The organism is Streptomyces flavalbus (genome assembly GCF_042674625.1).
Lineage (GTDB): Bacteria > Actinomycetota > Actinomycetes > Streptomycetales > Streptomycetaceae > Streptomyces > Streptomyces flavalbus.
In genome coordinates, this window is sequence record NZ_JBHTEB010000001.1 from 7,711,373 (window position 1) to 7,723,778 (window position 12,406).

The window sequence follows — 12,406 nt, forward strand, 5'->3', positions numbered from 1 at the left end:
CGACGAGGAGTCGCCTGCTGGGGGAACTTCGCTTGCTGGGGGCAAAGTGGAAGGAGGTGGTGGTCTCGTCCTGGCAGAGGGTCTGGAGGAAGTCGAGGTGGCCGAGCTCGCCGCCGTGGGCGGGGTCGGGGCGGGCGCTTTTCGGGGGTTGCCGGTTGTCGCCTGAAGTTGGCTGCGGGGTGGGGCGGCGACTGCTGCGGGTCGTTGCTTGGTGCTGCGGCAGCGTCAAGCGGTGTGTCGGCGTACAAGCGAACGTGCACCACCTCGTACGGATGAAAGTGCACCATTCTTGATGCGGTGATGGGGTGCCAGCCGTGAGCCTGCTGCTGTCGTTTCGGGGTGGCAGGGAGGCCGCTGACGGTGGTTTTGGATCCACATCGCTGGCTGGAGTTGAGGCGGTTCCGGCCGCTGTACGAGTCCGGTGCGATGAGCTTGCGGGAGATCGCGAAGGAGACCGGGCTGAACCGCCGGACGGTCAGCAAGTACCTGAAGGACTCCGCGGCGGTCGCGCCGCCGAAGAGAGAAACAGCAGATCAGCGGCCTCGGCGGGTGGTGGATGAGGTCGCGCCGCTGATCGACGCGATGCTCAGGTCGGAGATCCTGCTCAAGGGCAGGGTGATCCACGACCGCCTGGCCCAGGAGTACGGGGTCGCGATCAACTACCAGCGGGTGAAGCTCTATCTGCAGGAAGCCCGGCCCCGGATCGCGGAGGAACTGGGCATCAGCCCGGGTGAGCTGGCGGGCCTGCACCGGCGCTTCGAGGTCGTCCCCGGTGCTCAGGCCCAGGTCGACTGGGGAGACGAGGGCAAGATCCTCGCGCATGTCGGCATCCCGAAGGTCTATTCCTTCCACATGACGCTGTCGTACTCGCGCGACCCGTTCTGCTGTTTCACCACCAGCCAGGACCTGGCCACGTTCTTCGACTGCCATCGGGCCGCGTTCGCGCACTTCGGCGGGGTGCCGATAAGTATCGTCTATGACCGCACCAAGACGGTCGTGCGCCGGCACGTCGCCCCGGGTGAGGCGGTTCCGCTGCACCCGGAGGCGGTCGCCTTCGCCGGCCACTACGACTTCGACATCGACGTGCTGGCCGCCTACCGGCCTCAGGGCAAGGGCCGGGTCGAGCGGCAGGTGAACATCGTCCGCGACCACGTCCTGGCCGGGCGGGCCTTCTCCTCCATCGAGGAACTCAACGCCGCCTTCGCCGCCTGGGTCCCGCTGCGGCGGGCGAAGGTCCACGGCACCCACGGTGAGGTCATCGGACACCGGGCCGTGCGCGACCACATGGCCCTGCGTCCGCTGCCGGCGGCCCCCTACGTGGTCGCCCAAAGGCACCTGCGGCATGTCGGCAAGGACTGCCTGGTCGCCTTCGACGCGAACCTCTACTCGGTGCCCGCCCGCAAGGTCCGCCCCCGCCAGCTAGTCGAGATCCGGGCCACGAAATCGCAAGTCAGCCTCCATTCCACCGTTCCCGATGCAAGCGGCCAGACCCTGCTGGCCATCCATCCGCGGGCCGTTGGCCGGGGCGCCCGCATCGTGGATGAGACGCACTGGGACGGCCTTCCCACCGGCGCAGGCCGCCGCGTCACCACCGGTGACGACGCTCTGCCCTCACCCCGACGCGGCCAGCCGCCGAAGGCGGAGGCCGGACCGCTGCAGGCTCTGCTGAACCGGGCCGCCGCCGCGAACGTCGAGGTCGGCCGCCGCCCGCTGTCGGTCTATGACGAGCTGACCGGCACCCGTCCCTTCACCACCCCGACCAAGGAAGCCCGTTGAGCGAGCTGACCAGCACCCGCATCCGCACCACCGCCGCCAAGCTCGGCCTGCCGCACCTGGCCGAGGCCCTGAACCAGTACGTCCAGCGGGCGGACGAGGCCAAGATGGGCTACCTCGACTTCCTCGACCTCGTGCTGGCCGAGGAACTCGCCGTCCGCGACGACCGGCGCTTCCGCAACGGTCTGCGGCTGTCGAAGCTGCCGCACCACAAGACGCTGGAGGACTACGACTTCTCCTTCCAGCCCGACCTCGACCCGCGCAAGGTCAAGGACCTGGCCACCCTCTCCTTCGTCGAGGACAAGGCCAACGTCGCTCTGCTCGGACCGCCCGGGGTCGGCAAGACGCACATCGCCGTCGCCTTGGCGGTCGCGGCCTGCCGGGCCGGCTACTCGATCTACTTCACCAGCCTTGACGACATGGTCCGCCACCTCAAGGCCGCCGAGGACCAGGGCCGTCTGATCAGCAAGCTCACCAGCTACCTCCGGCCCGCCGTTCTCGTGGTGGACGAGGTGGGCTACCAGCCGCTGGAACGGGCCGAGGCGAACCTGGTCTTCCAGGTCATCTCCAAGCGTTACGAGAAGGGCTCGATCATCCTGACCTCGAACAAGACCTTCGGCGAATGGGGCCAGGTCTTCGGCGACGAGGTCCTGGCCACCGCGATCCTCGACCGGCTCCTGCACCACTGCGAAGTCGTCTCGATCAACGGCAACAGCTACCGGCTCAAGAACCGCCTCCAGGCCATCGAGCGGGAGACCGACGTGGCCTAACCAGTGGTGCACATAACTTCGTACTCGGTGGTGCACTCACATAAGTACCTGGACACGGTGCGGTGAGGGGGCTCTGTGCTGCATGGTCGACGGGGCCTTCGTGCCCGTCGGCGGTCACTCGGCGGCCGGGTAGTCGAAGAGCCACCGTTCTTCCACGGCCTGTCAGGTGGTGATCGACCCGGACATCCGACGGGTTGTCGTGGCGGGTTGGCCCCGTGCCGGGTAAGCGGCACGACCTCCCGGGCTGGGCGGGGTCCGGTGCCGAGGATGGCGTCAAACCCCTCATGACGATCGCCGACGGGGGCTGCCACGGCGCTGGTCGGGTAGCGGCTGCCGGACTGTGCCCGCCGCGCTTGTGGCAGGTGTGCGCTCCCGCCTGCCCGTCTTCCCCGGCTGCGGCTTCCTGGCTGTGGGCCCGCGGCTGGGGATGCCCCTGCGGCCTGGCGGCCTGGCGGCGGCCCTGCGGCCTGCCGGGCTTGCGGGTGCGGGTGCGGGTGCGGGTGGGGGTGCCTGCTGTCGTGGTTGCGGCCTGCGGGGGGGGGGGGGGGCTTGCGGGTGGTGGGTGCCTGGGGTGGGGGGCCTGCCGGGCTTGAGGGCGCGGGGTGGGTTGGGGTGGGTTGGGGTGGCCGGGGTGGTTGGGGTTTTGGGGGCCCCGGTGTCGGGGGTGCTGGGCGGGGGGCGGTAGGGTTCCTGCCCCGGTGGCTGGGCCGGGCCCGGCCGGTGCGGGTGGTGTGCCCGGGGGTGGGGTGGGGCGGGAGCCTGGCGTGTGCGGTGGGGAGCGCAGTATACCCGCATATGGTGCCCGGGTGTGAGAAGAAAGCATTTCTAGTCGTTGGCGCGATATTTTCGGCCAATTCCTCGGGGTTTCCTTCTGCCTTTCTCGAATTACGCTGCGTCGGCTGTGGGGTCTTTGAGGATTACTCAAATGCCGCTGAAGGAACCGATGCCTCCGGTGTCGTTCGGATAGCGTGCGAGTTCGCCGACGACTTTCCGCCATCGGGAGTGTCCGACGACGAACGGAGGGAACCATGGAGATTCAGGTCTTGGGTCCGCTGTGTGCCGCCGTGAACGGGGACTCGATCGTCCCGACCGCTGGGAAGCCCCGACAGGTTCTGGCGCTGCTGGCCCTGTACCCGAGCCGTGTGGTGCCGGTGTCGACGCTGATGGAGGAGATCTGGGGGACGGACCTGCCGCAGAGCGCGATGACGACCCTGCAGACCTACATCATGCAGTTGCGGCGCTGCCTGGGCACCGCGATGGGGCCGGGCGCGCCGGGCGCGGCGAAGAACGTCCTGGCCACCCGGCACGGCGGCTATCTGCTGCAGATACCGCCGGAGTCGGTGGACGTGCACACCTACGAGCGGCTGGTCGCCGAGGGGCAGGAAGCCTTCGACGAGGGCGAGGACGAGCGAGCCGCGCGCAGTTTCCGGCAGGCGCTGGCGCTGTGGCAGGGCCCGGCCCTGGTCGACGTACGCCTTGGGCCGGTGCTGGCGATCGAGGTGACGCGGCTGGAGGAGTCGAAGCTGGTGACCACCGAGCGGCGGATCGACGCCGACCTGCGGCTGGGGCGGCACGCCGAACTCATCGCCGAGCTGACCGACCTGATCGCCCGTCACCCGCAGCACGAGGGCCTGCACGCGCAGGCGATGGTGGCCCTGTACCGGTCCGGGCGGCAGGCCTCCGCGCTGGATGTGTACCGCAAGCTGCGCGAGGGACTGATCGAGGAACTCGGTGTCGAGCCCTCCCCGCAGTTGCAGCGGCTGCACCAGGCGATGCTCTCGGTCGATCCCGAACTCGACGTGGTGGCCGGGCCGCGCCGCGGGTCCACCTTCGACCGCTACGCCGCCTGACCCCCCACCCACCCCCGGGCAGGTGGGGGGCGAGCCTGCGCCGCGCCCCCCACCCGGTGCGGGCCTGCCCGCCCCCCGCCCCCCGGTGCGGGCCTGCCCGCCCCCGCCCCCCCCGGGGAGGGCCTGGGCGCCCCGCCCCTTCGGGGGACCGGCAGCAGCTGCCCGTCCTGGGGTAGGGGGTGCCTGCCCGTTCCTTCCGGGCCGCGGGCGTCCGCCCGCCCCGGGGAGGGCGGGGTACGTGCTCGCCACCCGGCTTGGGCAGCGGGGTACGTGCTCGCCACTCGGCTTGGGCAGCGGGGTACGTGCTCGCCACTCGGCTTGGGCAGCGGGGTACGTGCTCGCCACTCGGCTTGGGCAGCGGGGTACGTGCTCGCCACTCGGCTTGGGCAGCGGGGTACGTGCTCGCCACCCGGCTTGGGAAGCGGGGCGCGTGCTCGCCACCCGGGTTGGGAAGCGGGGTACGTGCTCGCCTTGGGGCGCGGACTTTTGTGTCCGGGCCGGGGTGTCTGGTGCGAGCCCGGTCTGCGCCGCTGGGAACGGGCCCGGCCCCGGGAGTCGGTCTGGTCCTGGGGGTGGTTTTGCGGTTGGGGACGGGTTTGTGGCGGCCGGTAGGTGTCCGGTCCGGCGGCGCGGGTGCGGCGCCGGACCCGGGGGTTTCGTCTGTGCCGTCTTGCCCGGAGGTCTGCCTGCTGCGGGCCTGGTCTGGTCTGCCTGGTTCCGTGCCTACTGCGGACCTGGGCCTGCCCGGCCCCGGGCTCGGTACGTGGTGTGAGGGGCGGACACGGCGACCTTGGGACGCGGCCCACTGGGCCGCCGGTTCCGGTTCTTGCCGCACCGTGGCAGCTTCCGCGACACGGTCAACGCCTGCTGGGGTGGCGGTCTTTCTCGCCTTCGTCTTCCGCGTTCCCCCTGCTCACCTTTTGCGCTCCTGCCCGCCGTATCCCCTGGCCGCCTTTCTGTGCCCATGCCCATGCCCGCGCCGGTGCCGGTGCCGGGGGCTGCTGCTCCTGGCGCGGTAGCGGTGTGGGTGCCTGCCTGCGGGCGGGGGTGGGAAAGAAAGGGGGCGGCTGGTTGGCGTCAACACCACCCCCGGGCGGGTTTCGCGGTCCCCGGCACGCAGCCCCGGGGGCGGTGTTCGTGGAGGTCGTGGTGCGCGGTGGCGGCGGTGGGGGGCCTGTGTCGTGGGGGAGGGGGCCGGGGGGCCTCGGGTGGGTTTCGAGTGGGGTTCGAGGGCGGGCGGTGATGCTCGAAGCCGGCCCTGGTGGCAGGGGGACGCGAAGGAGGATGCCGTGTCGGACGAACCGCCAGTGCGCCTGCACTGTTTCGCACACTCCGGTGACGGCGTGTCCGTGTTCGACGGCTGGCGAAGCGCTGTCGGCCCCGGGGTCGAACCGGTCGCCGTCCGGCTGTCCGCCGCCCGCGGTGGCCGGGCGCTGACCACCCGCCAGGACCTGCTGGCGGAGGTACTGCCCCGCCTCACCACCCCGCCATCGGGCGGCCCGTACGCCCTGTACGGGCACGGGCTGGGCGCGCTGGCCGCGTTCACCGTGGCCCGCGCCCTGCAGGAGAGGGGCGCCGCGCCGCCGGTCCTGCTCGCGGTCGGGGCCTGCCCGCCGCCCGTCCCCGCGTGGGCGCCCGCCCCCCACACCAGCGACGCCGACCTGCTGCGCCTGCTGGGGCAGGACACCGTCATACCGCCCGCCAGCGACGAGGGCGTCTTCCTGCGCGCCATGCTGCCGGTGCTGCGCGCCGATCTCGAGCTGGCCCACAGTCTGCACGAGGCGGCCCGCACCCCCAGCGACGCGCCCGCCCCCGCCTCCGCGCTGCTGGTGGTCGCCTCCCAGGACAATCCACTGGCCCCGGCCTCGATCGCTGAGGGCTGGCGCCAGTTCACCCGCGGACCCGTGCACCTGCGCACCGTCCCCGGGCGCCACTTCTTCGTGCGCGGCGGCCGTGCACTGCCCCGGCTGCTGGGCCGGGCCTGCCGCGTCGCGCGCAGGCTCGCCTTACAGCCCGCGCCCATCGGCTGACCGGCGCGCCGCGGCCCGCGACCCCCGACCACCCCCCGTTCCTCTGGGGGCGGGCGCGCGGCCGGTGTGACGCAGAACCACGAAGCGAGGTGTTGACGAATGTTGGGTGAGGAGCGTGCCGACACGACGGCACTGACAGTACAGCTGGCCGCGCCCGCCGGCGTGGTCTACGCCGTCCTGGCCGACGCGGCCACCATGCCGCTGTACTTCCTGCCATGCATCCACGTGGAGCGCCTGCACTTCGACGGCGAACACGAACGCACCCGGATGTGGGCGCTGATGAACGGGCAGCTGAGGTCCTGGACCTCCTCGCGCCACCTGGACCCGGTGGCCCGCCGGATCGAGTTCTGCCAGCAGCGGCCCGGCCCCGCACCGGACTCCATCCGCGGCGTGCTCACCGTCCGCGACCGCAGCCCGCACACCACCGAACTGGAACTGCGTTTCGGTGCCCGCACCCCCGGCGCCCCACCCCCGCCCGCCTGGCAGTCCTGGATAGCCCACCTGGACAGCCACAGCCAACTCGCCGGACTGAAGAACTTCACCGAGCGGTGGACCCGCCTGGACGACCTGGTGCTGTCCTTCGAGGACTCCGTGCGCATCAACGGCCCCGCCGAACTCGCCTACGACTTCCTCTACCGCGCCGGTGACTGGCCGGGCCTCGTCCCGCACGTCACCGCCGCCCACCTCACCGAGGACGCGCCCGGCGTGCAGCGCCTGGCCCTTCAAACCCTCACCGACACCGGCAGCCGCGCCACCTCCGCGGTGCGGATCTGCTTCCCCCACGCGGGCCGCATCGTCTACAAGCAGACCGCCTGCTGGGACCTGCTCGCCTCCCACACCGGCGAGTGGTCGGTCGTCCCCGACGCCACCGGCGTGACCGTCACCTCCCGCCAGAGCGTCGTCCTGCGCGAGGAACACCTCACCACCGGCCCCGGCGCCGGGCAGCACCTGGCCCGCGCCCGCCGCCATGTGCGCACCGTCCTGGGCCAGAACTGCCTGGCCCTGCTCGCCCTGGCCAAACAGCACGCGGAAACCGCCGTCCGGATGCTCTGACCCCACCGCTCCCGACCCCCCGGCACCCCCCCCGCACCCCGGCACCCCGCACCCGCCAGCCCCCCGGGGGGCGCCCCGCGGGTTTTCCTTCGCGCTTCCTTTGCGTCCTGCCCGCCCTCATTTCCCGTTTCCGTGCGCCGCGTGCGTCGTCTGCCTCCCCGGCTGCTGTGTGCGCTGTCTTCGCGCACCAGCAAAAAGAAGGGGGGCGGGGTAGGGCCGGGGTATTTCCCGGTCCGGGGAAACCACGTCTGCTCATTCGCGGCCCTGGCCTGCGCACGCCGCTGCTGATACGGGTCTCTCGCATCCCGCTTGGGGGCCGCTGCATATCCGCTCAGGAAACGGGACTTCGGGCGCGTCCTGCCATAGCGTGCTTATTCTTGCCGTTGCGGGCGCGGGAATCAGGCCAAGACGCCGCCGCGGGGGCCGTGGTCCAGGGGGAAGAGGAGTCACGGCCCGTCCCCGGGGGGAAGAAGGGAAAAAAGAGGGGGCAGGTACGAGGGGACGAGGGGACGAGGAAAACGCAGGGCAGCAAGGGGCGGCGAAGGGGCAGCGAGAGGGCCGGCGGGCCGGGGCCCCGTCATCGCCTCCCCCCCCGGCACCACCGGCATCCCCTCATGTCCGTATCCCCGCACACCGCCCGCGCCCCCGAACACCCCCATACTGCTTTAACGTTCCCGCACCGCCTGCACGTTCCCGCACCGCCTGCACGTTCGCGGTTGACGCGTGCATGTGTTCTCGCGTGCGCCGCCGCGCCGCTTGTTGGTACTGCCGCGCCAGGAAGGAGACCGAGGGCAGCCCGCCGTGTGGCAGCGGGCCGCGCACCCGGACACCATGACTGTTCACCGTCTTCCGTACGCGCCGGTCAGTGTGGTCGTCGATCCTGGGAGGCCGCCGTATCCGGCGCCGTGGGATCTCGAGCTGCGCGGGCCGCTGGACACCGCCAGGCTGGAACGTCTCCTGGGCGGCCTGGCCCCCGCGCCGTCGGGCGGGGGGCCTGGCGGCTGGCGGCACCGGCTGCTGCGGCACGGGCCGGGCCTGCACCGGCTGCGGCTGTGGGCGCCCGCCGCGCAGTCCGCGGCCGTCCTCGCGGGCCGGATCGCCGACCGGCTCACCGGCGCGCCGGTGGCCGTGCGCCCGCTGACCCCCGCCCAGCGCGCGGTCCTGGCCACCGGTTTCGGGGGGCGTTACGCCTATGAGGCGGTGCTGGCCGAGTGGGAGACCGTGCCGGACGGTGCCGTCCTGCGCGCGGCCGCCCGGGCCGTGGTGGCCGCCCACCCCCAGCTGCGGTCGCGTCTGCATCCCACGGACGGCTGGCAGACCAGCGACGACCTGGGGCAGGGGCAGGGGCAGGACGTGGTGGTGGAGGGGGAGTTCCTCGACGAGGCCGGGTTCACCGCGCTGCTGGAGTCGGCGGCCCGCGGCCTCAGCGCGCGCGGTGGGTGGCAGGTACGGCTGGTGCTCGCCCGGGAGCGGCGGGCGGGGGCCGCACCGCGGGCCGGCCGCCTCGCGGTGCTCGCCCACCCGCTCGCCGTGGACAGCGCGTCCTGGTGTGTGCTGCTCCATGACCTGACCGCCGCCCTCACCCCCGCGCCCCGGCACCCCGACCCGCGGACGGCACCACAGCCCCAGCCAGCCCAGCCAGCCCAGCCAGCCCAGCCAACCGAGACGGCCGAGGCGACCGAGACGGCCGAGGCGACCGAGACGGCCGAGCCAACCGAGACGGCCGAGGCGACCGAGACGGCCGAGGCGACCGAGGCGACCGAGACGGCACCGGTGGCCGAGGCGGCACCGGCAGATGACGCGCAGGCGGCGCTGGCAGATGACGCGCAGGCGGCGCTGGCAGATGACGCGCAGGCGGCGCTGGCTGACTGGGTGGGGGAGCTGCGGCAGTTGGCCGGGGACGCCGTGGAGGCCGGGCACTGGGCCCAGGTCGCCGAGCGGCGCTCCCGTAGCGCCTGTGGCGGACGGCCGCCCGCCGCGCGGGGCGGCAGCGGCGCCCATGCGCCGGGCACCGGTGCGGGCACCGGTGCGGGCACCGGTGAGGCCCGGCCGACCGCCGTCGCGGTTCCGGACGACAAGACGCCCGCGGCTTCCGGCAGTGCTCAAGGCCACCGGCTGGCGCTGACCGCGGCGCTCGGCGCGGCGCCCGCCGCGTCACCGTCGGTTCTGGTCCGGCACGCCCGGTTCTCCCTGGGGCAGGAGGCGACCGAGCGGATCACCCAGAACGTGGCCCGCCGTCTGGCGCTGACCACGGAGCAGGTCCTCACCGGGGTGTTCGCGCTGGCTCTGGCCCGCTGGCAGCACAGCGACGAGGCCGTCTTCGACGTCTGCGGTGACCCGCGCGCGGGCCGCCCGCGCCTGCGCCGCCTGGTGGGCCGGCTGACCGAGCCCTACCCCGTCCACCTCACCCTCGCCCCCGGTCTTGACCCGCTGGCCCAGCTGGCCGCCCTGGCGGGGCCGCTGGCCGCCTGCGCGGGCCGCGCGAACGGTGCGGGCTTCGGCGCCTGCCGGGAGTACAGCGACGACGCCGCCCTGCGGCGTACCCTGCGCGAACTGCCGCCCGCGTGGGCCTGTCTGGCTTTGAACCCGCTCGGGGAGCAGCCCACCGGCGGCTGGCTGCCGCCGCGGGTACGCCCCGTGCCCGGCATCGCCCCGGAGCGGCCCGCGCACCCCTTACGGGTGCAGGCCCAGCTCGCCGGCGGCCGTCTGCACATCGGCCTGGACTGGATCAGCGCCCCCGCCCGCCCCGCGACCGCCCGCCCCGGCACCGACGGTTTGGGCCTGGCCGCACCCGGCGCCGACGGATCCACCGGGGGTCAGGACGCGGGCACGGGGCGGACGGTCGCCGACACGGACGTGGCGGTGTTCACCCGTCAGCTGCGCGGCCTGCTGGAGGAGTTGGCCCGCACCCCGGCTACCCCCCTTCCGCCGCCCTTCCCGGCCACCCCCCAGCAGGCCGCCCTCTACCGCAGCGGGGACGGGCGGCCCGGCACCGGACGCCATGTCGAACAACTCGTCTGGGACTGGCACGGCCCCCTGGACCTGCCCCGCTTCACCGCCGCCTGGCAGTCGGTGTTCGCCTGCGAGACGGTGCTGCGCACCGCGTTCACCGCCACCGGCGGCGCCCTTCAGCTCACCGTCCACGAGCAGGCCGCACCCGAGATCACCCGCCAGGCCCGCACCGGTGACTGGCCCGCCCTGCTGGAACGCGACCGGCTGCGCGGCTTCGACCTGCGCCGCCCCGCCCCCTTACGCCTCACCCTCCTGGACCCGCCCCCCACACCCCCCACACCGGGCACATCGGGCGGCGCACCGGGCCAGGTGGGCACCCGGATCCTGCTCACCTACCACCGGGCCCTGCTCGACACCTGGAGCGTGCACCTGCTGCTGCGCCAGTTCTACCGCGCCTACCTCGCCGACGGCGCCCTGCCCGGCGGTGAGCGCCGCCCCGACCTGCGGGACTACTCCGCCTGGCTCGCCGCCCAGGACCCCGCCCCGGCCCGCGCGTTGTGGACCGCGACCGCCCCGCCCCCCGCCACCACCCTCACCCCCGCCCCCGCCACCACCCTCACCCCCGCCCCCTTTCCCGCCCCTGCCGGTACGGGGGGTGGGCCTGGTGGTGCGGGCCGGCGGATGTGGGTGCGTCTGGACGCCGCGCAGACCGCCCGCCTGGCGCACTGGGCCGCGGCCTGGGGGACCGCGGAGAGCAGCGTCGTCCAGGCGGTGTGGGCCATGCTGCTGTACCGGGCGTGCGGCGCCAGCGGTGCGGCGCCGGTCTGTTTCGCCGTCACGGTGCCCGGCCGCGGTATCGCGCTGGACGGCGCGGACCGGATGCCGGGGCCGCTGCGTAACCCGCTGCCGGTGTCGGTGGAGGTGGACCCCGCCGACACCGTGGCGGGCCTGCTGCGCCGCCTGCGCGATGGGGCCCTGGACCTGGCGGCCTACGAGTGGGTGCCGGACGGCTGGATCCGCACCTGGCGCCGCGGCGGTGTCCCCGTCGCCAGCGCCGTCGTCTTCGAGGATCCCCCGCACCCCCTGGAGGGCCTGCACACCGCGCTCGCCGCCCGCGGCCTGGACGCGTCCTTCCCCGACCTCCTCCCGGCCCGCTCCGCCCTGCCCGCCGTGCTGCTGGCCCGCCACGACACGGCCGGGGGGCTGCTGCTGACCGCCGTCCACGACCCGGCCCACGTGGAGGAGGACACCGCCGCCGACCTCCTCGCCCACACCGTCCTGCTGCTGCGCCAACTGCCCCGCACCGCGGACGAATCCACCACCATCGGCCAGGCCCTGAACCTCCTGCCCCCCCACCCCACCTGCCGCCCCACGCCCCGCTCCGCGCCGCCCACCCCGCCCGCAGGGCCGAAAGGGCCCGCCGGGCCGGACAGGCCGGGTGGGGTGCTGGTACGGCTGCGGGTGGCCCGCGCCCCGCGGGCGGGCCGTATCGTGCTCGTCTTACCGCCCGGCGCGCCCGCCACCTGCTACGACCTGTTCACCCGCACCTATCCGGGGGTTGAGGAACTGCTGCTGCTGGCGCCCGACACCGGCCCCGCGAACGCGTGTGAGGCGCTGGCGGGGCTGACCGGCGCCCCGCTGCTGCTCGCCGGTTACGGCGGTGCCGGGGCCCTGGCCTGCAAGGTGGCCGAGCAGTTGGGCGCCGCCGGGGCCCGCCCGCCGCGGGTGGTCCTGGCCGGGGCGGACAGCGACGGCCCGGGCCGGGCCCGCGCCCTGGCCGCCGCCTTGAAGGCCGCCGCGCCCGGCGGTGCCTGGCCGCCCGCCCCGGGCGCCTGAGCGCATCCCTGCCCGCACCCGCCGACCGGGTGGGGCTCGATGTGTTTCCCACCGCCCTTCGAGCGCGCCTCGTCTGCCGGTGTGCAGGGTGGTATGTGACCGGGGTCACCCCGCCCGGCCGTGGTCCGGCCCCCGCGTGTCA

Annotated in this window: 6 protein-coding genes; all 6 read left to right on the forward strand. The window is 73.8% G+C overall.

Annotated elements, in window-relative coordinates:
• Positions 1-426 precede the first annotated feature (426 nt).
• The 6 genes from istA to ACFQZ6_RS34315 all read left to right on the forward strand — a co-directional run bounded on the left by istA (position 427) and on the right by ACFQZ6_RS34315 (position 12,264).
• A complete protein-coding gene (istA, locus tag ACFQZ6_RS34290; protein ID WP_449334067.1) occupies positions 427-1,776 on the forward strand; it encodes an IS21 family transposase in 1,350 nt (449 codons plus the stop codon).
• Positions 1,773-2,543: an IS21-like element helper ATPase IstB gene (istB, locus tag ACFQZ6_RS34295; protein WP_381604214.1), complete on the forward strand. Its 771-nt coding sequence runs from the start codon at positions 1,773-1,775 to the stop codon at positions 2,541-2,543. Before istA ends, istB begins: the two co-directional genes overlap by 4 nt.
• Before the next feature lie 1,028 nt (positions 2,544-3,571).
• Positions 3,572-4,393 carry an AfsR/SARP family transcriptional regulator gene (locus tag ACFQZ6_RS34300; RefSeq protein WP_381604212.1) on the forward strand — a complete coding sequence of 274 codons (822 nt, stop codon included), beginning with the start codon at positions 3,572-3,574 and terminating at the stop codon, positions 4,391-4,393.
• A 1,307-nt stretch (positions 4,394-5,700) separates the two neighbouring features.
• Positions 5,701-6,423, forward strand: coding sequence for a thioesterase II family protein (locus ACFQZ6_RS34305; protein ID WP_381618888.1), 723 nt, complete (start codon positions 5,701-5,703; stop codon positions 6,421-6,423).
• 99 nt (positions 6,424-6,522) lie between these two features.
• Positions 6,523-7,476 carry an aromatase/cyclase gene (locus ACFQZ6_RS34310; protein WP_381604209.1) on the forward strand — a complete coding sequence of 318 codons (954 nt, stop codon included), beginning with the start codon at positions 6,523-6,525 and terminating at the stop codon, positions 7,474-7,476.
• Between the two features lie 831 nt (positions 7,477-8,307).
• A complete protein-coding gene (locus tag ACFQZ6_RS34315; RefSeq protein ID WP_381604207.1) occupies positions 8,308-12,264 on the forward strand; it encodes a condensation domain-containing protein in 3,957 nt (1,318 codons plus the stop codon).
• Positions 12,265-12,406 lie beyond the last annotated feature (142 nt).